The organism is Companilactobacillus futsaii JCM 17355 (assembly GCF_001435505.1).
Taxonomy (GTDB): domain Bacteria; phylum Bacillota; class Bacilli; order Lactobacillales; family Lactobacillaceae; genus Companilactobacillus; species Companilactobacillus futsaii.
The window spans coordinates 63,304-89,790 of the sequence record NZ_AZDO01000080.1; the positions used below are offsets into that span (position 1 = coordinate 63,304).

Below are 26,487 nucleotides of genomic sequence, written 5' to 3' on the forward strand. Positions count from 1 at the left end.
TTAATATGTTAAATGATAAAATTGTAATTCATGGTGCACGTGCGCACAATTTGAAAGATGTTGACGTGACGATTCCTCGTGATAAATTAGTCGTTGTGACTGGTTTATCTGGTTCAGGGAAGAGTTCTTTAGCTTTTGATACTTTGTATGCTGAAGGCCAAAGGCGTTACGTTGAAAGTCTTTCATCGTATGCTCGACAATTTTTAGGTCAAATGGATAAACCGGATGTTGATTCAATTGATGGATTGAGTCCAGCTATTTCGATTGACCAAAAAACTACTTCCAAAAACCCTCGTTCAACCGTTGGTACCGTTACAGAAATTAACGATTATCTTCGTTTGTTGTGGGCTCGTGTAGGTACACCAATTTGTCCTAATGATGGGACCAAAATTACTAGTCAATCAGCCCAACAAATGGTTGATGCTATTTTAAAATTAGGTGATAGAACTAAACTACAAATTTTGTCACCAGTTGTGCGTTCAAAACGTGGACAACACAAAAAAGCCTTGAATCAAATTAAGAAACAAGGTTATGTCAGAGTTCGAGTTGATGGTGAGACTCGTGATATTGCTGAAGATATCGAACTAGATAAGAATAAAAAACACAGTATTGACGTTGTCGTTGACCGTATCGTAATCAATGACCACATTAAATCTCGTTTGTTTGATTCAGTTGAAGCAGCTTTGAGACTATCCGATGGTTACATGAACGTTGACGTGATTGGTTCTGACATGATGGTCTTTTCTGAGAAGAATGCTTGTCCATTGTGTGGCTTCACAGTTGGCGAACTAGAACCTCGTTTATTCTCTTTCAATGCTCCATTCGGTGCGTGTGATAACTGTGATGGACTAGGGGTTAAACTTGAAGTCGATTTGGATTTAGTTATTCCAGATCAAAGTAAGACTTTAAATGAGGGAGCTATTATTCCTTGGAATCCAATCAGTTCACAATATTATCCAGAAATGTTAGCCCAAGCATGTAAAGAATTCAAGATTGATATGGATACACCTTTTGAAGACTTGCCACAAAAGGATCAAAATACTATTTTGTATGGTTCTGATGGTAAGAACTTCCACTTCCATTATGAAAATGATTTTGGTGGTGTTCGTGACGTTGACGTGCCATTTGAGGGTGTTATTCCTAATATCAATCGTCGTTATCATGAAACTAACAGTGACTTTACTCGTGAAGTTATGCGTAAGTATATGACTGAATTAACTTGTCCAGTTTGTCATGGTAAGAGATTGAATCGTCAAGCATTGGCGGTCAAAATTGGAGGGAAAGACATTGCTGAAGCTTCCGATATGTCGATCAAAGATGAACTTCCATTTTTCAAGTCAGTGAAATTTGGTGAACAAAATACTGTTATTGCCAAGCCAATTTTAAAGGAAGTAAAGGATCGTCTTAGTTTCTTAATTAATGTTGGCTTGGAGTACTTAACACTTTCTCGTTCAGCAGGAACGTTATCTGGTGGTGAAGCACAAAGAATTCGTTTAGCAACACAAATTGGTTCTAATTTGTCTGGTGTTATGTACATTTTAGATGAACCTTCAATTGGTTTGCATCAACGTGATAATGACCGTTTGATCAGCTCATTGAAGAAAATGCGTGATCTTGGTAATACTTTGATAGTCGTGGAACACGATGAAGATACCATGCGGGCAGCTGACTATTTGATTGACGTTGGCCCAGGTGCTGGTGAAAATGGTGGTCAAATCGTGGCTGCCGGTACACCAGAAGAAGTTGAAAAAAATCCTAAGTCTTTGACAGGTCAATATTTGGCTGGTAAAAAATTCATCCCTGTTCCATTGAAACGACGTAAGGGTAATGGTGAATTCGTTGAAGTCTTCGGTGCTGCTGAGAATAATTTGAAAAACTTAAATGTTAAATTTCCATTGGGGAAATTTACTGTTGTGACTGGAGTTTCCGGTTCTGGTAAATCTACTTTGGTCAATATGATTTTGAAACGTGCGTTGGCACAAAAGATGAATCACAATTCTGAAAAACCTGGTAAATACAAGAAAATTACTGGCTATGAGAATTTAGATAAGATAATCGCTATCGATCAAAGTCCAATCGGCCGTACACCAAGAAGTAACCCAGCTACTTATACAGGTGTATTTGATGATATCCGTGGCTTATTTGCTCAAACCAATGAAGCTAAGTTACGCGGATACAAGAAGGGCAGATTCTCTTTCAATATTAAAGGTGGTCGCTGCGAAAATTGTCGTGGTGACGGGATTATTAAAATTGAAATGAATTTCTTGCCCGACGTCTATGTACCTTGTGAAGTTTGTCATGGAACTCGTTACAATTCAGAAACCCTAGAAGTTACTTATAAGGGTAAAAATATTGCTCAAATCTTGGATATGAAAGTATCTGAAGCTTTGGACTTCTTCAGTAATATCCCTAAGATCAAACGTAAGCTCCAAACAATTGAAGATGTTGGTTTAGGCTATGTTTCACTAGGTCAATCAGCTACTCAATTGTCTGGTGGTGAAGCTCAACGAATGAAGTTAGCTTCAGAGCTTTATAAAAAATCAAGTGGTAAGAACTTTTATATCCTTGATGAACCAACGACTGGTTTGCATACGGATGACATCAAACGTTTATTGGGAGTATTGCAACGTTTAGTAGATGAAGGCAATACCGTTTTGATTATTGAACATAACCTAGACGTTGTGAAATCAGCAGATTGGCTAATTGATCTTGGCCCTGATGGTGGTGAAGGCGGCGGTAAAATTGTTGCCCAAGGTACACCAGAAGATATTACCAAAGTCAAAGCTAGTTATACTGGCCAATACTTGAAACCTATTTTAGAGCGTGATACTAAACGTACTAAAGAAGCACAATAAAATATTATGAGTAAATGATTTCTATGGAATGAAGCTTTGTCTAAGTTCTGTAGGAGTCTTTTTTATTAAGTCGATACTAAAAACTGACACGCCCGGCTTGTTGTGTTATGCTTATATTCGAATGTGAGGTGCATTATGGCAGAAGATATGCTTAGTTTGGTTATCGTAACCGGAATGAGTGGTGCGGGAAAAACCGTTGCGATGCAATCCTTTGAAGATTTAGGATATTTTTGCATTGATAATATGCCACCTAACTTACTTCCAAAATTTTGGGAGCTAGTTCATGAATCCGGTAAGATAAAAAAAGTAGCGTTAGTTGTAGATATTAGATCACGTTCATTTTATGATGAAATTTTCTCAATGCTTTCAAAAATGGACGAGGATGAACAAGAGAAACATCAAAAGGTCGATATGAAGATTCTCTTCTTAAATGCATCTAATGAAGAATTGGTTTCTCGTTATAAAGAAACTCGTCGTAGTCATCCTTTGGCTATGGAAGGCCGTTTATTAGATGGAATTGAAAAGGAAAGAGAATTACTTTCAGAAATCAAGAGTCGGGCTTCAGTTGAGATCGATACGACTGATCTTACTCCTAGACAATTACGAGAAGAAATTTTTGATAATTTTCAAGAAAGTTCTGTCGTGCCAACATTTCACGTCGAAGTGATGTCATTTGGCTTTAAATATGGTTTACCAATTGATGCTGACATTGTGATGGATGTTAGATTTTTAAGAAATCCATTCTATATTAAAGAATTAAAGACTCAAACCGGGATGGATAAACCAGTTTACGATTATGTTATGGATGATGCAGAAACAAAGAATTTCTATGACAAATTCTATGGTTTACTAAAAGATATTGTTCCGGGCTATGAAAAAGAAGGTAAGACCAGTTTGACGATTGCAATTGGCTGTACTGGTGGTCAACATCGTTCAGTCGCTATTGCTCAACGTCTAGGTACTGATCTAAAGAAATTAGATTACTACGTAGATATTACTCATCGTGACATGGAAAAATCTCAAAAGAAGGTAATTGAACATGGCAACAAATAGGATAGTTCGGGTTGTTAAAGGACGTCGTCCAAGAGTTGTAGTTATAGGTGGGGGTACTGGTTTACCAGTTGTTTTGAACAGTTTAAGAAGGATGGATGCTAATATTACTGCGATTGTTACCGTAGCCGATGATGGGGGATCATCTGGTATCATTCGTGATTATATCAACGTTGTCCCTCCTGGGGATATTAGAAACGTTTTAGCATCTTTGTCTGATTTGCCTAAAGTGGATTTAGACGTTTTCCAATATCGTTTCAAGACCAATGATGATTTCTTCTCTGGTCATGCGATTGGAAATTTGATAATTGCCGCTTTAACAGAAATGTCGCCTAATATTTTTGACGCCGTACAAGAACTATCTAAAATGATGCAAGTTGATGGTCATGTTTATCCAGCCAGCAACACGAAGTTAACATTGAATGCAGAGTTTACTGATGGAACGACTTTGTCAGGAGAGCATGAGATAACACATTCAGGTAAGCACGTAAAACGAGTTTGGGTTACTGATTCAGATAATCCTGATCAAGAACCTAAATCAGTGCTTCCAGTTATTGCTTCTATTATGCAAGCTGATGTAGTTGTTTTAGGTCCTGGTAGTTTATTTACTAGTATTTTGCCTAATTTAATGATTAAAAAAATTGGTGAAGCTGTTAAACAAACTTCAGCCGAAATTGTCTATATTTGTAACATCATGACTCAAATCGGTGAAACAGAAGGCTTTACTGATGCGGATCACGTAAAAGTATTGAATCGTCATTTAGGTGGGAATTTTATCGATACAGTTTTAGTTAATACGCGTAAAATTCCTGACGGTTATATGGATCATAAAAAGTATGACGAATACGTCAACCAAGTGGAAACTGACTTTGATGGCTTGAGAAAAATGGGCTGCAAAGTAATTCAAGATGATTTCTTGTCGTTGCATGATAAGGGAGCTTTCCACGATGGAGAAAAAGTTGCTAAAGAAATTATTAATCTTTCTTTGCAATCAGGAAATAGAAAAAATGAGGTGAGACGTTAGTGGTTTCATACGCTAGTGAAGTTAAACAAGAGCTCACAAAATTAGTCGTTCATCCTGAACATGCTCGAGTAGAGTTATCAGCGTTGTTGAGAATGAATGGTTCTTTGAGTTTACAAAACCATCATTTCGTCTTAACCGCACAAACTGAAAACGCCGCAATTGCCAGAAGAATTTTTTCGTTGGTCAAGCAAAAGTATGGCATTGAATCGGAATTGTTAGTGCGTAAAAAGATGAAGTTAAAGAAAAACAATCAGTATTTAGTACGAATCAATCAAGATACTAATAAGATTTTGACCGATTTGGATATCTTGGATGAATCTGGTTTGTCGATTAATACTAATGTACCGTTAGAAGTTATCAATGAAGATCAACGAATGCGTTCATATTTACGTGGGGCATTCTTAGCAACTGGAAGTGTCAATAATCCGGAAACTTCTAGATACCATTTAGAGATTTATTCATTGTATGAAATGCATAATGAAGGTATTGCTCAAATGATGAATTATTTTCATTTGAATGCTAGAACTACGAAGCGTCGTAACGGCTATATCGTTTATTTGAAGGAAGCAGAAAAAATTGCTGATTTCTTACAATTGATTGGTGCTACGAATTCAATGTTGAAATTTGAAGATATTCGAATTGTGCGTGACATGAGAAATTCGGTTAACCGTTTAGTTAATTGCGAAAATGCTAATATCAATAAGACCGTGGCAGCAGCTGAACGTCAAGTTGAAAATATCAAGCATTTGCAAGCAACAGTTGGTTTGGATAACTTGCCTGATAAATTACGTGAAATTGCGGTCTTGAGACTAGAGAATCCAGAAGTTTCACTAAAAGAGTTGGGCGATATGGTACCAAGTGGTCCGATTTCAAAATCTGGAATCAATCACCGTTTACGTAAGTTGAATCAATTAGCAGAAGCTGATTGTGTTTAAATTATTTATAATAGATAGGTATGAAATTCATTTTGAAATGTATTTCATATCTATTTTTTTATTTCTGTCAGAAAATATATTGGGATATTATAGATATTATACGTTATATCATCGTTATGAAAATTTAATTAATATTCAATAAACAAAAAAATAAAAGCTCTTTTTTGATGAGTACATAAATATATGTACTTTTAGACCTATGTAAGGAATTACTTTCTTTTTAAAATGCCACACGCATTATATTGTTTGTATTGTAGTAAATACAAAAGTAAAAGGGGAAGTTAACATGAAAATGTATAAAACAATATCAATTGGTTTTGTTGTATTAACGGCGCTATCAGTAAGCGCGCCATCTATAACGACAGAGGTAAGAGCCGCAAAAGTTGATGATACAGTTGTTCAGGGTGAAACTGATGAATTTAAGGGTTTGACAGATCAAGAGCTAAAAGATTTGGGATTCAACAATCAAGAAATAAATAATTATAATAATAATATAAATGATAATTTAATAATTGATCATGGTATGGTAATTAATGGTCAGGGTGATGGAATAAGTCGCGGTAAATTTACTTGGGCGGTAAAAGTAATAAGAAAGGGGTACAGTAAACTTCCAAGTAGTGTGAAGAAATATATTGCTGCACATACGGGATTAGATACTTTGTTAGACTTTGTGGAAAATGCTACTGGAACATTGCAGGATGCTATTTATAAGGCATGTAGAAACGTGGGTATGAATGCAACAATAGCTAATATTGTTACGGCAGCAATAATGACGTTAGTTTTTTAAAAATGTATAGAAAATTTAGAGTAATAAAACCTCGCTCAAACTTGTGAACGAGGTTTTATTACTTTTTATTTTTAAAGAAAGTTTTGATTATTATATAAAAACCGTATGTAGTAAATCCTAACCAAACAATAATAAAAAAGATGAGGTATATAGTTTGTCCACTTTGACTAAGTAAGTAATAAAGGATTGCTAAAATTAAGCCAATACAAATATAAAATATTATATCTATATTATTTCTCATATTTCTTTGCTTTCTTTACTGTTTTTACTTTGATAAACCAGTAAATAATTGGTATAGCTAAACCTAAAGGAGCTAATTTAAAACCAATGAATATTAATGTTAATGAGAATAATAACTCTTCCCCTTTTCCAAAGTTATTAAAAAAGTTTGCATTTTTAATGATCTGTTGTTTTTCAAATTCATCTTTTAAATCGTCGTTTTCCTTGAGAAGATTATCTATGGAAATATCAAATATTGTACTTAACTCAAAGAGATTATCCATTGAAGGAAAAAATCGATCAGTTTCCCAATTAGAGATTGCTTGTCTACTTACATGAAGTTGATTTGCAAGTTGTGTTTGAGATAGGTGATGCTTTTTTCGGTTTTTATAAATGGTAGTACCTAGACTCATATATTTCCCTCCGATAAAAAATTATTATATAAGTAATTATAATTTAAAGGTGTGAACAACGAAAGACAGATAAGCTTTACAACCGTTATAACGATAGGAAATATTGATGTTAAATCATAAAATAACAATTACTTTTAATTGCTGACGACGACTTTGCCAATCATATGATTAGTTTCTATTAATTGATGAGCTTTTTTCAAATTATCAACATTGATAGGGGATAATTCTTTAGTCAGAGTACTGTGAATAATATTTTCGTCAAGCATTGTAGCAATTTGTTCGAGGATATCATGCTGGGTAATCATATCAGGAGTTTGATAGTAGGATTTGGAATACATCCATTCCCAAGCAAAAGTAGCTCGTTTTTTAGTTAATTTCTTGAGATCGATTGGTCGGCGATTTTCGGTAATTGAAACGATTTTTCCGTGTGGTTTAATTAGTTGAGAAATTTCTTGCCAGTGTCCGTCTAAGTCGTTGAGTCCTAAGATGTAGTCGACATATTTGAAACCTAAGTTGTGAATTTCAGAGACAAGGTTTTTGCGATGATTGGCGATTAAATCAGCATTATTTTGTTGGACCCAAGAAATTGTTTCCACTCGAGAAGCTGTGGCAATTACTTTTAATCCAGCCCAGTGTGCTAATTGAGTGGCAATAGATCCGACACCGCCAGAACCATTAATAATTAAAATAGTTTTTTGTTGGTTGTTTTTATCGGTTGGGTCGATTCCTAGTTGTTCAAAGATTGCTTCCCAAGCGGTTAAAGAAGTTAACGGCATCGCGGCGATTTCAGCGTCTGATAAATTTTTAGGTGCATGACCAAGGATTCTTTCATCGACTAGTTGGTATTCACTGTCACTACCTGGTCGAATAAAGGAACCTGCATAAAAAACCCTTTCACCCTTTTGAAAGAGTGTAACATCTTCTCCAATTTCCGTGACTGTTCCGACCGCATCCCAACCAATAACTTTAGGATGAGTAAGTTTTTTGTGACCACTTTTTCTGACACCGACATCGACTGGATTGACTGAGATAGCTGATATTTTGACCAATAGATCGTGACCGTGAGCTTGTGGCATTGGTTCAGAAAATTCGATAAGACTGTTGGTATCTTGAATAGGTAGATGTTCTAAAAATCCGATAGCTTTCATAATAAATTCCTCCTCGACAATTAGTATCGGCTCATTGAAGAATCAAAACAATCGTGAAATTTTTGTTACTAGTAACGTGTTGTTATGAATTTTAAAAAAGGGTAGTCTAGAGATAAATTGATGAGGAGAAAATCGATGCAAAGACACATTTTCAATTGTAATGAAGGTTGTCCGGTGGAAAGTACCTTGCAAATTATTTGTAAATGGAAGAGTGTCATTATTTACCATCTACTTGATAAAAAAGTTTGTCATTTTGGACAATTGCAGCATGAATTGAAAGATTGTTCAAGAAGGATGTTAGCTCTACAGTTAAATGATTTGGAAAAAGATGGAATTATTAAGAAAAATATCCATCAATTCAACTCTCTAAAAACAGATTATCAATTGACTGAATTTGGTAAAACGTTAGAACCAGTAATTACTTCTATGGCTAATTGGGGTAAGATTTATAATCAAAAAAGAAGCTAGACGACTTTTTACAGTTGTCTAGCTTTCTTTATCTTGGGAATGATTAACAAACCGATTAAAACAATTAGTAAGACTGTCGACATCCAAAGTAGAGGTCGATACATTTTAGGTTGAACTTGTGTGATTTGGTAAGTAGCGTGTTGAAGATTCTTATTGGAATGAATAGTTATGAAACCTTCAGGACTACGACTTGCTTTAACCCTTTGTCCATTCAACTTAATTTGATAGATCAATGAATTATAGCCGTAGACTGGTAAAATTATTTCTCCTTTAGGAACGTTGTCAGCAGTTAAAATAATCGAATTAACATCAGTACTGTTATGTTTTAGAGGAATGTCACGAATCTTAGTTACTCCCAGATGACCATTTATTAAGTAAGTGATTTGTGGATCTAGACTTAAGCCATTAGTGCCTTTTTCTAGTGGGACCGAATTAGGAGCGTAGTCAGGAATCAAGGTCCGTGAAAGTGTATCGCTAGTAATACCACTAGAAGTTACTTTGGCATAGCCGTTCAAACCAGTTGGAGTAGTTGAATTTTGAGTAATAATTGGTAGTTTGGCTGTTTTATGATATTGGGCTTGAAAACCTGTATAGCCAGCCATTAAATAAGATATAATTGTTATTCCAAAAAAGATTTTACGAGCTGTCTTTGAATTGAAATTAATTAGTACCAAAATTATCGGTATGATTCCTAAAAAGGGGGCAAAGCGCCAGGCGGCGTTTTGGAAGTTATTGATAATCGGTAATTTTCCTAATAGGTTCCAGGGAACGATATTGCTAGAAAATAAGATCAAAACAATTTCAACACTGATCCATGGAAGTAGTTGTTTTAACTTTTGTCGGTTGAATTTGAAGACAACAATTAACAATAAAATAATTGAAAGCCAAGAAATTGTTGATTTAGAATTCCAGCGTGAAGTCCAAAAAATTTGCCAAAGACTGAGACTGTCAACGTGGCCCAATCCAAATGGTGACAATAATCCAGTCTGCGTGATCTTCATCAGTCGATATAGGATTGGCGCACAGAGAATAACGGTAAGTCCGGCTGCAATGATCAAATTGAGCCAAGCTAAATAATTTTTCTTGATAATAGTGTTAATAATCAAAAATATTCCTGCCACGATTGTAATGACAACAGCGCTGAGTAAATGCGAGCCGATGACCCAAAACATTAACAGAGCAGTTTTAATAATCAAAGGTGGATCAATTTTTTCACTTTGAATTATTTCTTTGAAAGTAAAGAAGATTGGAAAAGCAAAAATCATCACTAAAGCAGTACCAGTTTGCATTTCATTGACTAAGTCTTTTAAAACTGAACCGGAAAGTGTAAAAATTGTTGCTGCCAAAATGGCATTACGACTATCGAACCGTTTGTTTACGGACAAGAAAGTCACGATAAATCCGAGCCCAGCAATCAGGGCTTTGATGGCAATGATTTGATGAATAGGGGTTAAGAAATTAGTCAAAAAGACAAACGGCCATAAAGTGATATCAGGATACATTCCATTGATGGCCTGCCCAGTATTAAAGAAACTGTTGAAGTTAACCCAACTAGGTAATTGATGTTGTTGAAAGGCTAGTCTAATTTCATAGATTCGTTCTGAATGAAAAAAAGTATCGTAAAGCGAAACCATATAGTTAAAGTGAAATTGCCAAATAGTCCAAGCCAGTAAAATAATAAAAAAGAATAAGGCAATAAAAATAGTTTGCTTGTGTGAGTTATTTTTTGAGTCCAAAATATTTCTCCTATAAATAAATAATCCAGACCTTAATTATACTTCAATTGTTGAAAACAAAAAAATAGCTCACGACCAAAGTCATGAACTAAATTATTATTTATTAGTCTTTTTGTTCTTGATCAAAAGAGCAAAGATAAATCCAAGAATTGCCATTGCGAAGAAGAAAGCAAAGACTCTTTGATAACCAATCAAACCATTGTTAGCAGGTAAGTGGTGATTTTCATTAGTAATAACCAGGATCAAAGTGGCTAAACTAACGCCAAGAGATCCTAACAATTGACGAACTGTCGTAATAATAGCCGTTCCATGTGGAATCAAATCTTCAGGCAAAGAATTTCCACCAAGTGTAGTTGCAGGCATCATAACGAAGGCATTGCCACCCTCAATTAGAATCGCAATCAAAATCATTGGGAACATACTCAACTTGAAGTGAAGTACAAACAATAAGAACCAACCAACGACAATCATTGACATACCACTGATCAAAGTAGCTTTGAAACCAATTTTATCAGCAAGTTTACCAGTCAATGGGTTCAAAATACTTAAGACAATAGCTGGTGGAACTAGTGCTAAACCTGATTTCAAAACTGAAACGTGTAAGACATTTTGATAATAGAGTGGGTAAATAATCGTCACGACAATCAATGAAATATATGAAAAACCGGTCAAAAGAACAGCTAAATCGAAGTTAAAGTTTTTCATAACTTTCAAATCAAGTAGTGGTTCTTTTTTAGTTAATTGACGGTGAATGAAGAGACCGGTCAAAATGATACTAATTACTAAGAGGATTATTAAATTAGTGCTAAAACTCTTCGTAGCTCCAGCTTGATTGACGACATAAAGTAAACCAATCAAACCAAGTAAATAAATTGTTGAAACTAAATCTAAACTAGCCTTATGACGAGGCATAACATCTTTAATGCAGAAAAGACCACTGATAAAAATAACAATCATGATCAGCAAGAAGATGACGAATAAACCTTGCCATTTTAAAAAGTTCAAAACAATACCAGAAATAATTGGACCACTGGCTAAAGCGGATCCCATAACTAGACCTGCATAACCCATAGTCGAACCACGTTTGTTTTCAGGTGTGATGGTCAATAAAACCGATTGAAATGATGGGAACAAAACCCCAACACCAATAGCTTCTAAAGCTCTACCAAGCATAGCCATTGGAAAATTTTGTGCCGTAATAATGATCAATGTTCCTAGCGCAAAAACTCCGACCACGCTTAAAAAGATTTTCTTAAATGAAAAATTATTTAATAGCCAAGGACTGATAGGCATCATGATACACATGATCAACATAAAACCAGTCGTTAACCATTGAATCGTTGGTGCCGTTACACCGAAGAACTTCATCAATGTTGGATAAGCCGTTGAAAGTGATGACTGACTGATCGACATCGTGAACGTTCCCGATAGCAAAGTTATGATGAATAACTTCCGAGCTAGGCTATTTTGAATTTCACCCTTGTTCATAAAAATACCCCTTCTTTGTAAAATCTAATACCAAATAAAGGATAGTCTAAATGAAAAACACTGTCCAACACAATGCCCGTGATACAGCGCTTTCAAGGCTATTTTTTTGTATAAATGAAAAGTTTTTTTAGTTAAGCCTAGATTTTTTGCTTGATACATATACCTACTAGCGATAGAAGCGTAGGGATGCCATTTTTGACACTTTTTCTCGACGGCTGATTTTTTGAAATTATGAGTTTTGTAAATCCAACTGTAACTTTGTAAGAAGGCCATATCTTCAAAAGGTAAAATATCTGGTCGATCTAATGAAAAAATCAAAAACATCTTTGCTGACCAAATACCAATACCTTTGACTGTGGTTAAGCTGTCGATAACTTGTGTATCTGATATTTGCAAATAGCTCGAAAAATTTACTTTTCCCGTTAAAATTGCTTCCGTCAAATTTTTAATGTAGTGAACTTTGGAATGTGAGATACCGATACTTAATAGTTGCTCATCCGACAAGTGATAAATTGTTATTGGACGAATTTGATCGGCACAATTATATTTTAACCGTTGAGTTAAAATATGAGCAACTTTTTTTGAAAGCATTTGTTCGATAATTTGACCGACTAAAAAAGAGTAGGCATTAGTTTGTAATTGGTAATTAATTGGACCCACCATCTGAATGACTTTAGCGAGTCGTTTATCTTTTTGAATCAAATATTGAACTGCAGGAGTATTTTGATCTAGATGTTTTATGATAGTCATGCTTACCTCCAAATCAGTTTCATTATAAGAATAAAAGACAAAAAAATCTCCCTCTATCCAAAATGGATAAAGGAAGATTTTTATAAAAGATTATTTATCGGCTTTGTTTGTCATGATCTCATCGATCAAACCATAGTCTTTAGCTTCTTGGGCTGTCATGTAGTTGTCACGATCAGTATCCTTTTGAAGTTTTTCAAATGATTGACCTGAGTTGTCAGCCAAAATGTGATTTAATCTCTTTCTTGTCTTCAAGATTTCTTGGGCAGCAATTTCAATTTCTGTTTGTTGACCTTGAGCACCACCTAATGGTTGGTGAATGAGGACAGTTGAATTTGGTAGGGCAAAACGTTTGCCTTTTGTACCTGATGACAACAAGACACTACCCATTGAGGCAGCTAATCCAGTTGCAATTGTTTGAACATCAGATTTAACGAAATTCATAGTATCCATGATAGCTAATCCGTCGGTAACTGAACCACCGGGTGAGTTGATGTACATGGAAATATCCTTGTCTGAATCTTGAGCATCAAGGAAAAGTAGTTCAGCAATGACAGTGTTTGCCATTTGACTGTTAACTTCACCAGATAACATGATGATTCTGTCTTTTAATAATCTTGAGTAAATATCATAGGCACGTTCGCCACGTGAACTTTGTTCAATAACTGTAGGAACTAACATAAAATGCCTCCTGTTTTTAATTAGCACTCTTAATAGCACAGTGCTAATTTAGCATACAATATGTATCGGGTCAACAAACTAAGCTTGATAAATAAAAATATTTATTCGGCGGACTCTTGAACGCGTTTTCTCATTGAAGAATCTTTGATTTTTGACCAAATAATGTGAAATGTATATGCAGAAGCAAATGATAATACCCAAGTCAACAAATAGCAAACGATAATGGCTAAGATAGGATTGACGTTCACTAAATTCTTACCACCTAAACGCCAGATAATTTGGAGCCAAAAGACGTTTGATAGGTAAGCTCGATAAGCATAAGTAGCTAAGAAGTGAAATACTGGTAGAGCTTTAGAATTAGTATTGATATGTTTGATAGCTAGAGTAGCTACTAAACCGATAACTAGTAAAGCATATAGAGTCATCGAAGGTTTGTAGTAAGGTGCATTAGCTAAGCTGACTGGATAACCGAAATCAAAGAGTTCTTTGTTAGTCCAATAAAAGACGGCAATGAAAAGAATTACTAGAATAGGAAAGGCTTTTTTCAAGAACTTTTCCAATTTATCTCTGAACATCCAAGATAGAACGCCGAAAATACCATAGATAACAAAACTAATAAAAATTCGATCGAATAAATACCAACTTTGTTCGTGTGGGCCATGGAAGACTTCTAAATCATAAAAACCAATCCAAGCAGCAAAGAAGACAACTGTGATAACTAAAGTCCAAATTCCGCGTTTCACATTATTTCTAACGAAGTGGGCTAACATCCAGAAGAATGGCATTAAAATAATGAATTGTAACATCATCGTGTTATACCACAAATGCGGTGCAGCATTACCATTGATAAAGTGCCAAATAAAAGAACCAACATCGTGATATTGGTTAACTTGTTGGACGTTTGGCATGATCAATAAGTAGGCCAGAGTCCACCAAATCGTGGGTACAAAAAGAGCAGACCATTGTTTCTTCATATAGCCACCATAATTGGCCAAGGTATTTTGGTTAGTCGTTCTAGTCGTGGTATATAAAATACCAAAAATAAAGGCTGGAGCAGTGAATTTAACTAAGTCATAAATAATACCGATTGGCGTTTGATAGTTATAAGTTGGACTAGTTGAAAGAACTAGACTCAATACGGTCTGCATCATAACGGCAGTACAAGCGAAGACCTTCATGTAATCACCGATGTCGGCCGGGCTTGTAGTGTCTTTTTTTATTTTCATATGAAAAACTCCTCTTGTAAATTTGTGAGATCAACAAAAGGAAACTTAAGTTCAATATAAGCGCATTCAAATTAAATTGCAACTATATTTTTAGTTCAAATTTTTGAAAATCTAAAAAAATCATGATCAGTTCATTACTGATTTCTCGTTTGATACCATTGAGATTTCCATAGGGCGAACTTAGGTAGATAGTTCGTTGCAAAGGATCTGGAGCTAAACGAGCTAGTTGAACTCGTGGTTCAATCGTTTGCCAGGTGACAGAAGGGATGAAACTTAAACCGACACCTGCTTCGATCAAACCACGGACTGTAGCCGGATCATCAGCTTCATACATATAGTCCAGAATGATATCACGTTTATTAAAGTAATTATCAATTGTTAAACGTAAAGGATTATTTTTAGTTAAGCCAATTATTTCCTCTCCTTTTAAATCCTTGGGAGTGATGAATTGTTTGCTGTAGCCATAATTAATATTCCAGCCAACAAAAATTTCTTCTTTTAAAACGGGTACATTAGTTAGACCTTGCAGTGGGTTGGTAGTGACAATGAAATCAAACTGTTTAAAATCTGTTTCCCTAACGTTGTGTTGAGCAATATTCAATCTAACGTTAGGGAATTTTTGTTTAAAAGTTGAAACGATAGCGGGAATAAATGGTGAAGCTACTTCCATTAATAGAGAAATGGGATGTTCAACTTTATCGGGACCACCTTTAACGGCGTTGATACCACGATCAAGTTCTTCCAAACTATCGTTAACGTAACTATAAAATAGCTTTCCAGAACGATTAAGTTTAAGAGTCCGGCCAGTCCGATCGAATAATTTAGTTTCTAGTTCATCTTCTAATTGCTTGATCATCTTACTGACAGCTGGTTGAGAAACGTACAAGATCTTGGAAGCCTTGGTAATGCTTTCTTGGTTAGCAACGACGACGAAATATTTAAGTTGATTGATATTCAAAATAACACCTCTTATATAACCAAATGGTTAAGTATTATGCTTTTTCTATATTATACATGTTATTGATCATTTCATATACTGAACTTGTGAGATCAATAAAAAGGATTTGATGGAGGTGGATAATTATTTCTGTATTATGGATTTTTCCTGGCCAGGGCGGTCAGAGAAGTGGAATGTTGAAAGATGTTCCAGAGTCAATGATTGAGAAAGTTAAAAATTTGACCGGTGTCGAATTGACTGATGATGATCAAGCTTATCAAGATTCGATTCAGATTCAATTAGGAATTTTGATTTTGCAATTGTTCAATATCAGACAATTAAGAAGGATTGGTCAAACTCCTGATGTAGTAGCAGGACACTCTTTGGGGATTTTTGCGGCAGCGGTTGCAAGTGGCGTTATTAGTGAAGATGATGCTATCAAGATCGTTTATATTCGTTCGCAAAAGATGCAAGAGTCATATCCTACTGGCTATGGAATGGGAGCAATTGTTGGTTTGACTAGAAAAGAAGTTACTAATTTGGTTGACCAGATTAATAATGAACAACAACCTGTTTTTACTTCTAATCAGAATTCGGAGTTACAGACAGTAATTTCTGGTTCACTCAAAGGAATTAAAAAAGTTTTGGAACTAGCAAAACATCATAATGCTCAAAAAACGGTTCTTTTGAAAGTTCCTGTACCATCACATTCACCTTTGATGCAATCGGTTGCTGATGTCTTAGAAAAGAAGTTGGCAACAGTTTCTTTGAATGATCCCCAATGCACCTATTTGGCAAATTACAATGGTCATGCGATTAGAAAAATTGATGGTGTCAAATATGACATGATCAATAATTTAGTCCATCCCGTTTACTGGGACACCATGATGGATGTTGCTAAGGAATTAGGTGTTGATACAGCTTTAGAAATAAAACCGGGACATACCTTTACAAAATTAGTTAAAAGTAAGTTCCCAGATTTTCGAACTATCACCATGGATAATATGGATCTTGATGATATTCAATTTTTGTTAGAAAAATGGAAAAGAGGATAATTGATGGCTAAAAGAAGTTGGACTCAAAATCGTGATGCCAAAGCTGCAAAACTAGACAGTATCGTATCAATGCTCGATGGCAAATTTGTTAAAACTCAAAATGCTAAAGAATTATTAGAAAGTGTTATTAAACCAGGCGACAAGGTCGTTTTGGAAGGGGATAACCAAAAGCAAGCTAGTTTCTTATCAAAAGTTTTAGCTTCAGTTGACCCACAAAAAGTTCACGACTTGCACATGATTATGTCCAGTGTGTCACGTCCAGAACATTTGGATATTTTTGAAACAGGTATCGCTAAGAAACTAGATTTCTCATTTGCGGGACCTCAAAGTACAAGAATTTCCCAAATGATTGCTGATGGAACAATGGAAGTCGGCGATATTCATACATATCTTGAATTGTACGCTCGTCTATATGTTGACTTGATTCCAAATGTCGTTTTAGTAGCTGCTGATAAAGTAGATCACGACGGTAATCTTTACACAGGTGCAAATACCGAAGAAACACCAGCTATCGTTGAAGCTGCTGCTTTCAAGGATGGTATCGTAATCGTTCAAGCTAACGAGGTTGTTGATAAAGTTCCTCGTGTTGATATTCCTGGTGATTGGGTCGATATCGTTGTTCCGGCTGACGAACCTTATCAATTGGAACCATTATTTACACGTGACCCTCAAAATGTTACCGAATTACAAATCTTAATGGGTATGATGGCTATTCGTGGTATTTATGAAAAGCACAATGTCCAAACAGTTAACCATGGTGTTGGTTTCAATACTGCTGCTATCGAACTATTACTACCTACTTATGGTGAACAACTCGGACTAAAAGGTAAAATCGTACCTAACTGGGAAGTTAACCCTACACCTACTTTGATTCCTGCTATTGAAAGTGGCTGGGTCAAAACTATCCACAGTTTCGGTGGAGAAGTCGGAATGGAAAATTACATTGCTCAACGTCCTGACATTTTCTTCGTTGGTAAAGACGGAACAATGCGTTCAAACCGTGCCTTTGGTCAAATGGCTGGTCAATACGCTTTGGATATGTTCGTTGGTTCAACACTTCAAATTGATAAATATGGTAACTCATCAACTGTTACTAACGGTCGTTTATCTGGATTTGGTGGAGCTCCTAATATGGGTAGTAATCCACACGGACGTCGTCACTCAACACCAGCTTGGCAAAGTTTGCGTCCAGATGATGATCCATTAGGCAAAGGTCAAAAATTAGTCGTTCAAATGGTCGAAACTTTCGGTTCAAATAAGAAACCTGTCTTTGTTGATCATTTGGATGCGGAAGAAGTTCAAAAAGAAGCTAAATTAGCTAATGTTCCAATTATGATTTATAGCGAAGACACAACTCACATCGTAACTGAAGAAGGTATCGCTTATCTTTATAAGACTGACAGTATGGCCGAAAGACAAGCTGCTATTGAAGCTATTGCCGGTGTTACACCGGTTGGCTTGAGAAGTAACCCTAAACAATTAGCTGATCTTCGTCGTCGTGGTATCGTAGCTCTTCCAGAAGACCTAGGCGTTCAACGTGGTCAAGCTAAGAGATCACTTCTTGCAGCTCAAAATATGGACGACTTAGTTAAATGGTCTGATGGACTTTACAATCCACCTGCAAAATTCAGAAGTTGGTCATAATTAATGATTGAAACTAAATTTTTACAACTAGCACAACAAGCAGTCGCAGTATTAAAGTGGGAAGTTAGTTTTTCACCCAAACCAGGTCTAGTTGATGCTTATTCGAATGGCTCGCATATCGATATGGATATTGAACTGTTTTATAAATCGGCTGATAGTTTATTAGATAGTTTCGTAGAGATTGCTGAGAAATCTTATCAACAGCCAATTGATTTAATATTGCGTGAAGAAATTGGTCGAATTGGTCGAATTGCCGAAAAAGATATGTTTCAGGCAACTAATGGCGTCAATACGCATAAAGGTGCTATTTGGAGTATGGGGTTATTGATTAGCGCTATCAGTAGTCAACAAACTAAGGATTTAGCAACAATTTTGTTAACGGCTAAAGATTTGTCAAGTTTACCTGATAAAAATGTCATCCCTAAAAAGACTCATGGTGAAGTGACGAAGCAAAAATATGCTTTGACTGGTGCTAAAGGTGAAGCTCAAAAAGGTTTTCCTAATTTAGCTAAAGCCTTAGTTTTTAAACCACAGTTGGATGATTTCGATACTTGGATGAGACGCTTGCTCGTTTTGTACAGTAATGTCGATGATACCAATATCGTTTACCGTAGTAATTTAAATGTCTTACGTGACTTTCAAAATCTTTCAGCTCAAATAGCAGTTGATCCTAGAAATATCTTAAATAATCCACAGTTTGAAAAACTAAATGAATTTACACGAGAACACAATATTTCACCCGGTGGTTGTGCTGATTTGTTTGCTGCAAGTTATTTTTTAAAACATTTGAAGTAGAAATGGAGATAAATATGGAAAAATTACATTTTAACTTCGATACCAAAGATGCTATTTCCAAACCCGTACACGTTGGGGTAGTTGCATCAGGTGACCTTGAAGTTATATTCAGACCCACAGATAAAGAAACAGAAGTTAATATCGTAACTGGTAGTGACGGTTTCAAAGAAGTTTGGGGAAATGTATTAAAACGTTTCTTCGATAGATATCCAATCCAAGCCAATATTGAGATCAACGACTTTGGTTCTACACCAGGAGTAGTTAATCTTCGTTTAACTCAAGCATTGGAGGAACTAAAAGATGAAAAATAGTTTTGTTGAATTACATGCGCGTGAACGTGCGCTTTCATTATTAGATGCAAATACTGCTAGAGAAATCGTTGGACCACTCGATGATATGATCTCACCACACCTTGAACCTCAAGATATTGTTCCTGAAAGTGATGATGGAATTGTTTTGATGCGTGGAAAGATTGAAGGAAAGCAAGTTTTAATCGTTTCAATCGAAGGTAAATTCCAAGGTGGCGGTATCGGTGAAGTTAGTGGTGCCAAAATCGTTGCAGCGTTAGAAAAGGTACTCGAAGAAAATAAAAATGGCAACACTATTTACCCAATTATCGTCTTGGATACTGGTGGTGTTCGTCTTCAAGAAGCTAACTATGGGTTGCTATCAATTTCAGAAATTCAAAATGTTGTTATTGCTTTGAAGAAATTTGTTCCCGTTATCGGTTTAGTACCTGGTCGTGTTGGCTCATTCGGTGGTATGTCAATTACTGCATCAATTCTTTCTTATTTGATTGCTACTAACAAGGCCAGAATCGCTTTGAATGGACCAGAAGTTATTGAACAAGAAGCTGGTGTTCGTGAATTCGATTCTAGTGATAAAGATTTGATCTGGGATACTCTAGGAACTAAGCAACGTCAAGCAACTGATTTAGTTGATGAAGTAGTAGATGATAGTGTTGATAGTATTAAAGAAAGCATCGTCAACGAAATCAAGGCTAAAAAAGATGCTCACAGAACTGAAAATGTCGACTTCTATTTGAGTTTGTTAGATAAATTAGATTTGAACAAGAAGTTAGATATCGATTCATACAACAAATTATTCCAGTCAGTTGTTGCTACTGAGCATAGAATTCCTGAAGCTGTTGTTGGTGAAAAGGAAGGTACTAAGAGTCGTGGTCGTTTATGGTTTGAAAAATTGACTGGTATTAAAAATGCAACTAGTCCTGTTTCAACTGTCTTGCACGCTCAAAAAGATGGTAAAGAATTTATTGCTATCGTTCCAGATGCTGACAACAAATTCCCACGTGTTCGTGAAGGTGAAGTTGGTCTTCAAGAAGGATTTGCCGTTGCAAGTATCGTTAACCAAATCGTTGCTGAAGATAAAGACAAAGATGTTAAGCGTCCAATCGTTTTAGTCGTTGATGTACCTAGTCAAGCTTACGGCTATCAAGAAGAATTAATTGGTATTCACGTGGCTCTTGGTTCAAGTGCTGCCGCATACGCCAAAGCTAGACAAGCTGGTCATCCAGTAATTGACTTTATTCCTGGAGATGCTGTATCTGGTGGATTTTTGGCTCATGGTTTGCAATCCAACAGAATGATTGCCTTAGATGATGATTCAATTACTATTCAAGCTATGTCAAAAGCTAGTGCTGCTCGTATTACTCAAAGAACAATTGCCGAATTGGAAGAAGCTACTAAGCATGTTCCTGCTATGGCTTATGATATTGATAATTACGAAAAACTCGGTGCTTTGTACAAACTGGTTAAAGGTATCGGTTCATGGGAAGCAACTGACGAAAATATTGATAAGATCAAAGAATTGATCAATCAAGCTATCGACAGTTTAGATGGTGACACAAGCTTGCACTTCCGTTATCAAACAGAAATTGCTAAGTCTAGTGGCCGTAAATCAACTCTACAAGTTAGAAAACTAGTGGATGAAGAATGGTCAAAGTAGAACCACATGATTTATTAAAAATTTCTGCAATCAATTATCTGATTACTGATGGATTGCCGCAGTGGGCTGATGATATCTTTCCTGATTCACTGACGGTGGTAGTTCGTCGTAGTGAAATAATTGATGGTAAAATTCCTGTCGGTATTAGAGGAATAAAAAGAGAACAGCGTTTTGCAGCTTTTGTTTTAAATTCGGCTGTTAAAGAGGTCATTACACCTTATCGATTAGTTTCTGAAAAGGTTTGGCAAAATGTTTCTGATGATCGTAAAATGTTGCCTGCAATAAAAGCATTACCAGCAGTGGCAAAAATTCTACAAGAATATAAGTGGGGAATCAGTGGTAGTGTTGGCTTTGAATTAGCAACAAAGACTAATTCGGCCAAAATGACCAGTGATTTGGATCTAGTTTGGAAACCGAATAGTCCGATTAGTCGTGAGGATGCTAAGAATTTGCTAGCAAAATTGAATCAATTTGGTGTTCATACTGATCTACAAGTTATCCAAGGCAATAATGGTTTTTCATTAGAGGAATATAGTCAGTCAAAATCTACTATAATGATGAAGACTTTATCTGATCCAATTTTGGTGAAAGATCCTTGGAAAAAATAAAAAAGATAGGCCGTTTTGGTCTATCTTTTTTTGAGGAGAGAACAATGGAATTTTTAACTGATGATGGAATAAAATTGAATTTTCAAAGTTTTGGTGTCGGTCAACCAGTTATTTTAGTAGAAGGTTTTGGTGGATATCAAGAAATTTGGCAGGCTCAAGTTAATTACTTAGTAGGGATGAATTGCCGAGTAATTACTTATGATCATCGAAATCATGGTAAATCACAACGTACCCCAAAAAACTTGACGATTGAGCAATTAACTGATGATTTAGCCAATTTGATTGAATACTTACAACTTCAAGAACCAATTTTAATTGGTCATTCGATGGGAGCAAGTGTCTGTTATGCTTATTTGAAAAAATATTCTAACGTTAAATCAATTTTAGCTATCGATCAATCTCCGAAAATGTTGAATGATTCAAATTGGAAATACGGTTTTGAAAACTTTACTGCCGATAATTTTAAGGAAAAGATTTCATTGTCAAGCAAAATACATGAAACTTTACATGGATTAAATAATCAAGTGGCTTTGTCATTAAACAAAGTTCGGAGTCTCTATCCATTTACTAGAAAGCAAAATTTAGCTCTGTTAGAAGATCATTTCCAAAAAGACTGGCGTAATTCATTATTGAATAGCAATAAACGGGTAACTGTTGTGACTGCCAGGCAGAGTCCATACTTTGACTGGCGATTTGGAGATTACTTAGCGCAAAATAAGAAAATAACTAGTATAGCTTTGGATAACTGCGGCCACGATATTATGGCTGAGATTCCGGAAGTCTTTAATCAAACGTTAAGACATTTTATTTTTAGTAGTCGTAGAATTTAAAAAAGAGAGCTATATTTCGTTATAAAACACGAAGTATTACTCTCTTTTTATATAATAATATTCTTGTTGAATCTTATAGATGTTGATAATTCAACATTCTTTATCAAAAGTTTGTGAAACAAAAAATGCGCCACGTGGGAGTCGAACCCACATTCCAGGAACCGGAATCCTGTGTGCGATCCATTACACTAGCGGCGCATTACTGTTTAATTCTATCGCACCTCTATATAAAAAGTAAACGTCAAAAAAAATATTATTAATTGTACTTTTTGTAATCATTTCACTTGATATTTTCACAAGAGAGTTTATACTAATAACTGTGCTTAAGAGATGGAATGATTCATCCGGGCTTTTATTTTTTGAGTACATGGGTCGTAAACAGACATACAGGGACACTAATTGCCCCATGGAGTATATCAAATGACTAATAATGAAGATTTAGAATTGCTGGATTTAGTTGCCCCAGACTTCATTAAAACTCTGGAAAAGCGATTTAAAATACTTCAGAGCATCTCATTAATGGAGCCAGTCGGGCGCAGAGTATTAGCTGATGATCTTAATATTACTGAACGTGGATTAAGAACTGAGACTGATTTATTAAGAAAGCAAGGCTTGATTGTTTCTTCAAAATCTGGAATGTCTTTAACACATACGGGTAGCGATGTAGTAGTTCGCTTGACGAATGTTTTGGCGGATTACCAAGGTACAGCTATTTTGGAGAAACGCTTGAGTGAAAAGCTGGGAATTAGTCGTTGTATTGTTTTACCCGGTAATGCAGATAAGCAATATCGAGTAGTCGATTCGTTTGGTAGAAGACTTAATCAACTCTTAGGATCAGTATTGCCAAATGGTCAGTCAATGATTTCTGTGACTGGTGGTAGTACGTTGGCACAAGTTGCTCGTAATCTTTCACCTGATTTATCTAAGAACCGTCAGTTGGTTTTCTTGCCAGCTCGTGGTGGAGTAGGTGAGTCAGTTACGATTCAAGCAAATAGTGTCTGTGCAGAGATGGCTTTGAAGACGCAAGGTCAGTACCGGGCAATGTATCTTCCAGAAGACATTAGCGAAAAAAGTTTTGAATCTTTGCAAAAAGAGACTTCAATTAAGTCGGTTCTTGAACTAATATATAGAAGTGATGTTGTTATTCACAGCATCGGAACTGCAAGTGTTATGGCAGATCGTCGAAATCTTTCAGATAAGGAACAAAAAATCATCGATAAAGGTGATGCAGTTTCAGAAGCATTTGGAGATTTCTTCGATCAAAGTGGTAAACTTGTATATAAGGTACCTAGGATTGGACTTCATGTCCGGGACCTTGATAAAATAAAGTATGTGATTGCGATTGCTGGAGGTCAAAGTAAGGCTAAAGCAATTCAATCATATATGAAAAACGCACCTCATCATACTATACTGATTACTGATGAGGGTGCCTCAAAGTTGATTTTAAGGGATAACCCTTTAAAATAATATTTTTTTGATTTCCTGAAGGAGGAATTTTTGTATGACTACAAAAGTTGGTATTAATGGATTTGGCCGTATCGGTCGTTTGGCATTCCGCCGTATCGCTGCACTTCAAGCAGCTGGCAAGACAGATTTGGAAGTTGTTGCTATTAACGATTTAACTTCACCTGCTATGCTTGCTCACCTATTGAAGTATGATACTGCTCATGGTAACTTCGAAATCGACAAGATTGAAGCTGCTGACAATGCTATCGTTGTTGACGGTAAGAAGATCCCTGTATATGCTGAAATGAACGCTGCAGACCTTAAATGGGTTGCAAACGACGGTGTTGACATCGTTCTTGAATGTACTGGTTTCTACACATCAGCAGACAAGGCCCAAGCTCACTTGGATGCCGGTGCAAAACGTGTATTGATCTCAGCTCCATCAGGTGACATGCCTACAGTTGTTTATGGTGTTAACGATGACATCCTAACAAACGACGTTAAGATTGCTTCAGCTGGTTCATGTACAACAAACTGTCTTGCACCTCTAGCAAATGCCGTAAACAAAGAATTCGGTATTAAAGCTGGTACAATGACAACAATCCATGCTTACACAGCTACACAAAAACTTCAAGATGGTCCAGAACGTAAAGGTAATGTTCGTGCTGCACGTGCTGCTGCTGCAAACATCATCCCTCACTCAACTGGTGCTGCTAAGGCCCTAGGTCTAGTTGTTCCTGATTTGAAGGGTAAGCTTGATGGACATGCACAACGTGTTCCAGTTATCACAGGTTCAGTTACTGAATTAGTTGCAACTCTTGACAAAGAAGTTACAGTTGACCAAGTTAACGATGCAATCAAGAAGTACACAGACAACAACCCTTCATTCGGTTACAATGATGACGAAATCGTTTCATCAGATGTTATCGGTACATCATTTGGTTCAATCTTTGACCCAACACAAACACAAATCGTTGGTTCAGGTGATAGCCAAGTTGTAAAGACTGTTGCTTGGTACGATAACGAATCAGGATTCACTGCACAAATGGTTCGTACACTTGAAAAATTTGCTACATTAGACTAATTCATTAATCTAAAATAGTAATCAAAAAACCTAATTTAGTGTTTTAAATTGGCGGAGGGAGGATAACTCCTTCCGCCTTTTTTTAAGGAAAATATCGGAGGATTTATAATGGCAAAACTTATTGTTTCTGACGTTGACGTAAAAGACAAAAAAGTCTTGATGCGTGTTGATTTCAACGTTCCTATCAAAGATGGTGTTGTCGGCGATACTAACCGTATCGTTGGTGCTATCCCAACAATCAAATATGTTTCAGAACATGGTGGAAAGGTTATCTTGCTATCTCACTTGGGTCGTATTAAGAGTGACGAAGACAAGAAAGCTTTATCATTGAAGCCAGTTGCTGCTAAACTTGAAGAATTAAGTGGTTTGAAAGTTAAGTTCGTACCTGTTAACGAAGGTAAAGAACTTGAAGATGCTATCAACGAACTAAATGATGGCGACATTCTACTTATGGAAAACACACGTTTCCAAGATATCGACAACGATTTCGGTAAACGTGAAAGCAAGAACGATCCTAAACTTGGCGAATACTGGGCATCACTTGGTGACGTATTTATCAACGATGCTTTCGGTACAGCCCACAGAAAACATGCTTCAAACGTTGGTATCTCAACAGCTATGAAGGCTGCTGGTAAACTCGTTGCTGCTGGTTTCTTAATGGAAAAGGAAATCAAGTTCTTAGGTAACGCTGTTGACAATCCTGTACACCCATTCGTAACAATCCTTGGTGGTGCTAAGGTTTCAGATAAGATCGGTGTTATTGAAAACTTAATTCCAAAATCAGACCACATCTTAATCGGTGGTGGTATGGCTTATACATTCTTAGCTGCTCAAGGCCACAAGATTGGTAAGTCACTATTCGAAGAAGACAAAGTTGAACTAGCTAAAGACCTCCTTCAAAAAGCTGGTGACAAGATTGTTCTTCCTGTAGACCACATCGTTGCTAAAGAATTCTCAAATGACGCTGAAGCTACAACAACTGATGGCGTTGACATTCCTGATGACGAAATGGCTCTTGATATCGGACCTAAGACAGTTAAGTTATTCCAAGACACTCTAAAGGGTGCAAAGACTGTTGTATGGAACGGACCAATGGGTGCATTCGAAATGAGCAAGTTTGCTGAAGGTACACTAGAAGTTGGACGTGCTATGGGTAACTTGTCAGATGCTATTACTATCGTTGGTGGTGGTGACTCAACTGCTGCTGCTAAGAGTCTTGGTATTGCTGACAAGCTAACACACATCTCAACTGGTGGTGGAGCTTCACTAGAATACCTAGAAGGTAAAGTATTACCTGGTATCGATTCAATTTCAGATAAATAATTATTTTTCATGAGGAGAATTAA

At 36.2% G+C, this 26,487-nt stretch carries 24 protein-coding genes and 1 tRNA gene; 16 read left to right on the top strand and 9 right to left on the bottom strand.

Annotated features, from left to right (window positions below):
* The first annotated feature begins 5 nt into the window (after positions 1–5).
* From uvrA to FC88_RS06710, 5 genes are all read left to right on the top strand, one after another.
* Entirely contained in the window at positions 6–2,855 is a 2,850-nt protein-coding gene (uvrA, locus tag FC88_RS06690) for an excinuclease ABC subunit UvrA (protein WP_057814044.1), read from the top strand.
* 135 nt (positions 2,856–2,990) lie between these two features.
* Positions 2,991–3,908, top strand: coding sequence for an RNase adapter RapZ (rapZ, locus tag FC88_RS06695; RefSeq protein WP_057814046.1), 918 nt, complete (start codon positions 2,991–2,993; stop codon positions 3,906–3,908).
* Complete coding sequence (locus tag FC88_RS06700; protein WP_057814048.1) at positions 3,895–4,929, top strand: gluconeogenesis factor YvcK family protein; 1,035 nt, start codon at positions 3,895–3,897, stop codon at positions 4,927–4,929. The genes rapZ and FC88_RS06700 overlap by 14 nt, the downstream gene beginning before the upstream one ends.
* Entirely contained in the window at positions 4,929–5,864 is a 936-nt protein-coding gene (whiA, locus tag FC88_RS06705; protein WP_057814050.1) for a DNA-binding protein WhiA, read from the top strand. Before FC88_RS06700 ends, whiA begins: the two co-directional genes overlap by 1 nt.
* Positions 5,865–6,150: 286 nt before the next feature.
* Entirely contained in the window at positions 6,151–6,651 is a 501-nt protein-coding gene (locus FC88_RS06710) for a hypothetical protein (protein ID WP_057814052.1), read from the top strand.
* A gap of 230 nt (positions 6,652–6,881) precedes the next feature.
* Here FC88_RS06710 and FC88_RS06715 read toward each other — a convergent pair whose 3' ends face one another.
* Both FC88_RS06715 and FC88_RS06720 read right to left on the bottom strand, forming a co-directional pair.
* Positions 6,882–7,283 (bottom strand): helix-turn-helix transcriptional regulator, encoded by a 402-nt coding sequence (locus FC88_RS06715; RefSeq protein ID WP_057814055.1) that lies wholly within the window; start codon positions 7,281–7,283, stop codon positions 6,882–6,884.
* A gap of 134 nt (positions 7,284–7,417) precedes the next feature.
* Positions 7,418–8,431: a zinc-binding alcohol dehydrogenase family protein gene (locus tag FC88_RS06720; protein ID WP_057814057.1), complete on the bottom strand. Its 1,014-nt coding sequence runs from the start codon at positions 8,429–8,431 to the stop codon at positions 7,418–7,420.
* Positions 8,432–8,566: 135 nt separating this feature from the next.
* Here FC88_RS06720 and FC88_RS06725 point away from each other — a divergent pair, with 135 nt between their 5' ends.
* The gene (locus tag FC88_RS06725; protein ID WP_057814059.1) at positions 8,567–8,899 is read left to right on the top strand and encodes a winged helix-turn-helix transcriptional regulator; all 333 of its coding nucleotides are present in this window, start codon (positions 8,567–8,569) and stop codon (positions 8,897–8,899) included.
* An 8-nt stretch (positions 8,900–8,907) separates the two neighbouring features.
* Here FC88_RS06725 and FC88_RS06730 read toward each other — a convergent pair whose 3' ends face one another.
* The 6 genes from FC88_RS06730 to FC88_RS06755 all read right to left on the bottom strand — a co-directional run bounded on the left by FC88_RS06730 (position 8,908) and on the right by FC88_RS06755 (position 15,735).
* A complete protein-coding gene (locus FC88_RS06730) occupies positions 8,908–10,635 on the bottom strand; it encodes a glycosyltransferase family protein (RefSeq protein ID WP_057814061.1) in 1,728 nt (575 codons plus the stop codon).
* Positions 10,636–10,731: 96 nt separating this feature from the next.
* Positions 10,732–12,123 carry a DHA2 family efflux MFS transporter permease subunit gene (locus tag FC88_RS06735; protein WP_057814062.1) on the bottom strand — a complete coding sequence of 464 codons (1,392 nt, stop codon included), beginning with the start codon at positions 12,121–12,123 and terminating at the stop codon, positions 10,732–10,734.
* Positions 12,124–12,147: 24 nt separating this feature from the next.
* The gene (locus FC88_RS06740; RefSeq protein WP_083484588.1) at positions 12,148–12,873 is read right to left on the bottom strand and encodes a DNA-3-methyladenine glycosylase family protein; all 726 of its coding nucleotides are present in this window, start codon (positions 12,871–12,873) and stop codon (positions 12,148–12,150) included.
* Positions 12,874–12,963: 90 nt separating this feature from the next.
* Positions 12,964–13,551: an ATP-dependent Clp endopeptidase proteolytic subunit ClpP gene (gene clpP, locus FC88_RS06745; RefSeq protein WP_057814064.1), complete on the bottom strand. Its 588-nt coding sequence runs from the start codon at positions 13,549–13,551 to the stop codon at positions 12,964–12,966.
* Between the two features lie 101 nt (positions 13,552–13,652).
* Positions 13,653–14,777 carry an acyltransferase family protein gene (locus FC88_RS06750; protein ID WP_057814066.1) on the bottom strand — a complete coding sequence of 375 codons (1,125 nt, stop codon included), beginning with the start codon at positions 14,775–14,777 and terminating at the stop codon, positions 13,653–13,655.
* Positions 14,778–14,859: 82 nt separating this feature from the next.
* Positions 14,860–15,735, bottom strand: a complete 876-nt coding sequence (locus FC88_RS06755; RefSeq protein ID WP_057814068.1) for a LysR family transcriptional regulator — start codon at positions 15,733–15,735, stop codon at positions 14,860–14,862.
* Between the two features lie 140 nt (positions 15,736–15,875).
* Between FC88_RS06755 and FC88_RS06760 the strand changes: the two genes are divergently transcribed.
* The 7 genes from FC88_RS06760 to FC88_RS06790 are packed head-to-tail and all read left to right on the top strand — an operon-like array spanning position 15,876 to position 22,611.
* Positions 15,876–16,769, top strand: coding sequence for an ACP S-malonyltransferase (locus tag FC88_RS06760; RefSeq protein WP_267490155.1), 894 nt, complete (start codon positions 15,876–15,878; stop codon positions 16,767–16,769).
* A gap of 3 nt (positions 16,770–16,772) precedes the next feature.
* The gene (gene mdcA, locus FC88_RS06765) at positions 16,773–18,413 is read left to right on the top strand and encodes a malonate decarboxylase subunit alpha (RefSeq protein WP_057814072.1); all 1,641 of its coding nucleotides are present in this window, start codon (positions 16,773–16,775) and stop codon (positions 18,411–18,413) included.
* Positions 18,414–18,416: 3 nt separating this feature from the next.
* Entirely contained in the window at positions 18,417–19,208 is a 792-nt protein-coding gene (locus FC88_RS06770) for a triphosphoribosyl-dephospho-CoA synthase (protein WP_057814074.1), read from the top strand.
* 14 nt (positions 19,209–19,222) lie between these two features.
* Positions 19,223–19,519, top strand: coding sequence for a malonate decarboxylase subunit delta (locus FC88_RS06775; protein ID WP_010020492.1), 297 nt, complete (start codon positions 19,223–19,225; stop codon positions 19,517–19,519).
* Positions 19,509–21,173: a biotin-independent malonate decarboxylase subunit beta gene (mdcD, locus tag FC88_RS06780; RefSeq protein WP_057814076.1), complete on the top strand. Its 1,665-nt coding sequence runs from the start codon at positions 19,509–19,511 to the stop codon at positions 21,171–21,173. Before FC88_RS06775 ends, mdcD begins: the two co-directional genes overlap by 11 nt.
* Positions 21,161–21,781 (top strand): malonate decarboxylase holo-ACP synthase, encoded by a 621-nt coding sequence (locus tag FC88_RS06785; RefSeq protein ID WP_057814079.1) that lies wholly within the window; start codon positions 21,161–21,163, stop codon positions 21,779–21,781. Before mdcD ends, FC88_RS06785 begins: the two co-directional genes overlap by 13 nt.
* A 44-nt stretch (positions 21,782–21,825) precedes the next feature.
* Positions 21,826–22,611 (top strand): alpha/beta fold hydrolase, encoded by a 786-nt coding sequence (locus FC88_RS06790; RefSeq protein ID WP_057814081.1) that lies wholly within the window; start codon positions 21,826–21,828, stop codon positions 22,609–22,611.
* Positions 22,612–22,737: 126 nt separating this feature from the next.
* Here FC88_RS06790 and FC88_RS06795 read toward each other — a convergent pair.
* Positions 22,738–22,809, bottom strand: a tRNA-Arg gene (locus FC88_RS06795).
* Positions 22,810–23,031: 222 nt separating this feature from the next.
* Here FC88_RS06795 and FC88_RS06800 point away from each other — a divergent pair.
* From FC88_RS06800 to FC88_RS06810, 3 genes are all read left to right on the top strand, one after another.
* Positions 23,032–24,078, top strand: a complete 1,047-nt coding sequence (locus FC88_RS06800; protein WP_057814083.1) for a sugar-binding transcriptional regulator — start codon at positions 23,032–23,034, stop codon at positions 24,076–24,078.
* Positions 24,079–24,112: 34 nt separating this feature from the next.
* The gene (gene gap / locus FC88_RS06805) at positions 24,113–25,141 is read left to right on the top strand and encodes a type I glyceraldehyde-3-phosphate dehydrogenase (protein ID WP_057814084.1); all 1,029 of its coding nucleotides are present in this window, start codon (positions 24,113–24,115) and stop codon (positions 25,139–25,141) included.
* A gap of 108 nt (positions 25,142–25,249) precedes the next feature.
* On the top strand, positions 25,250–26,464 hold the full coding sequence (locus FC88_RS06810) for a phosphoglycerate kinase (protein WP_057814085.1): 1,215 nt from the start codon (positions 25,250–25,252) through the stop codon (positions 26,462–26,464).
* Positions 26,465–26,487: the final 23 nt, after the last annotated feature.

Coding starts and splice junctions, on each gene's coding strand:
- uvrA (WP_057814044.1), top strand. CDS start 6: ATGTTAAATGATAAAATTGTAATTCATGGTGCACGTGCGCACAATTTG.
- mdcD (WP_057814076.1), top strand. CDS start 19,509: ATGAAAAATAGTTTTGTTGAATTACATGCGCGTGAACGTGCGCTTTCA.
- mdcA (WP_057814072.1), top strand. CDS start 16,773: ATGGCTAAAAGAAGTTGGACTCAAAATCGTGATGCCAAAGCTGCAAAA.
- FC88_RS06775 (WP_010020492.1), top strand. CDS start 19,223: ATGGAAAAATTACATTTTAACTTCGATACCAAAGATGCTATTTCCAAA.
- FC88_RS06715 (WP_057814055.1), bottom strand. CDS start 7,283: ATGAGTCTAGGTACTACCATTTATAAAAACCGAAAAAAGCATCACCTA.
- FC88_RS06785 (WP_057814079.1), top strand. CDS start 21,161: ATGGTCAAAGTAGAACCACATGATTTATTAAAAATTTCTGCAATCAAT.
- FC88_RS06770 (WP_057814074.1), top strand. CDS start 18,417: ATGATTGAAACTAAATTTTTACAACTAGCACAACAAGCAGTCGCAGTA.
- FC88_RS06700 (WP_057814048.1), top strand. CDS start 3,895: ATGGCAACAAATAGGATAGTTCGGGTTGTTAAAGGACGTCGTCCAAGA.
- rapZ (WP_057814046.1), top strand. CDS start 2,991: ATGGCAGAAGATATGCTTAGTTTGGTTATCGTAACCGGAATGAGTGGT.
- gap (WP_057814084.1), top strand. CDS start 24,113: ATGACTACAAAAGTTGGTATTAATGGATTTGGCCGTATCGGTCGTTTG.
- FC88_RS06810 (WP_057814085.1), top strand. CDS start 25,250: ATGGCAAAACTTATTGTTTCTGACGTTGACGTAAAAGACAAAAAAGTC.
- FC88_RS06720 (WP_057814057.1), bottom strand. CDS start 8,431: ATGAAAGCTATCGGATTTTTAGAACATCTACCTATTCAAGATACCAAC.
- FC88_RS06735 (WP_057814062.1), bottom strand. CDS start 12,123: ATGAACAAGGGTGAAATTCAAAATAGCCTAGCTCGGAAGTTATTCATC.
- FC88_RS06750 (WP_057814066.1), bottom strand. CDS start 14,777: ATGAAAATAAAAAAAGACACTACAAGCCCGGCCGACATCGGTGATTAC.
- FC88_RS06800 (WP_057814083.1), top strand. CDS start 23,032: ATGACTAATAATGAAGATTTAGAATTGCTGGATTTAGTTGCCCCAGAC.
- FC88_RS06740 (WP_083484588.1), bottom strand. CDS start 12,873: ATGACTATCATAAAACATCTAGATCAAAATACTCCTGCAGTTCAATAT.
- FC88_RS06725 (WP_057814059.1), top strand. CDS start 8,567: ATGCAAAGACACATTTTCAATTGTAATGAAGGTTGTCCGGTGGAAAGT.
- FC88_RS06790 (WP_057814081.1), top strand. CDS start 21,826: ATGGAATTTTTAACTGATGATGGAATAAAATTGAATTTTCAAAGTTTT.
- clpP (WP_057814064.1), bottom strand. CDS start 13,551: ATGTTAGTTCCTACAGTTATTGAACAAAGTTCACGTGGCGAACGTGCC.
- FC88_RS06710 (WP_057814052.1), top strand. CDS start 6,151: ATGAAAATGTATAAAACAATATCAATTGGTTTTGTTGTATTAACGGCG.